The 1171-nt window shown below is 54.2% G+C and carries 1 protein-coding gene; it reads left to right on the forward strand.

The annotated features are described in order from the left end of the window. Window positions 1-2 precede the first annotated feature (2 nt). Window positions 3-1153 (forward strand): IS3 family transposase gene (locus N7650_RS27865; RefSeq protein ID WP_087535084.1). Its coding sequence is split into 2 segments (ribosomal slippage): window positions 3-237 and window positions 237-1153, totalling 1152 coding nucleotides; the frame shifts between segments, so codons are not numbered across the junction. Window positions 1154-1171: the final 18 nt, after the last annotated feature.

Raw genomic sequence — 1171 nt, forward strand, 5'->3', positions numbered from 1 at the left:
CCATGAGTCGTCAGCGTTACCCCGAAGAATTCAAGATCGAAGCGGTCAAGCAAGTGACCGAGAAAGGCAAACCTGTCGCCGATGTCGCCCAGCGCCTGGGCATGTCCGTGCACAGTCTTTACGCCTGGATCAAGGTCTACAGCAAGCCCCAAGAGCAGCGTCAGCAAGACGACGATCAGCAGGCCGAACTGCGCAAGCTACGCGCTGAACTCAAGCGCGTGACGGAAGAGCGAGACATCTTAAAAAAGGCCGCCGCGTACTTTGCCAAGGAGTGCGGCTGAAGTACGCCTTCATCAAGAAGCACTCGACTGATTACCCGGTGCGGCGCCTTTGCCAAACCCTCAAGGTGCACCCCAGCGGCTATTACGCCTGGCTGGCCGAGCCTCAATCTGCCCGAGCAAAAGAAGATCAACGTCTGCTTGGCTTGATCAAACACGCTTGGCTGGAAAGCGGAGGTGTATACGGCTACCGCAAAATTCACGATGACCTGCGTGAGCTGGGAGAGGAATGCGGCCGAAATCGAGTCAGGCGCTTGATGCAGGCGGAGGGACTGCGTTCTCAAACGGGCTATCGGCGGCGTCCAGGGTTCTATGGTGGAAAACCAACAGTGGCCTCGCCCAACCACCTCGCGCGGCAGTTCAAGGTAAGTGAGCCGAACAAGGTCTGGGTGACAGATATCACTTACATCCGCACCTATGAAGGGTGGCTCTACCTCGCGGTAGTGCTGGATCTGTTCTCACGCCAAGTAATTGGTTGGTCAATGAAGCCAAGGATGTGCAGCGACCTGGCTATCGACGCGATGTTGATGGCTGTTTGGCGACGCAAGCCTCAGCAGCAAGTTATGATTCACTCAGATCAAGGCAGTCAGTTCAGTAGCTCGGATTGGAAAAGCTTTTTGAAGGCCAACAATGTAATCAGCAGCATGAGCCGACGGGGAAACTGCCACGACAATGCCGTAGCCGAGAGCTTTTTCCAGCTTTTGAAGCGAGAGCGAATCCGACGAAAGATCTACACAACCCGTGAAGAAGCCCGAAGTGATATTTTCGATTACATCGAGATGTTCTATAACCCTAAACGCCGACACAGCAGTGCTATGCAGCTGTCTCCAGTAGAGTATGAGAAACGCTATTTCCTGAGCTTGGAGAGTGTCTAGAAAACCAGGGGCGATTCA

The organism is Pseudomonas sp. GD04058, from assembly GCF_029836855.1.
Lineage (GTDB): Bacteria > Pseudomonadota > Gammaproteobacteria > Pseudomonadales > Pseudomonadaceae > Aquipseudomonas > Aquipseudomonas bharatica.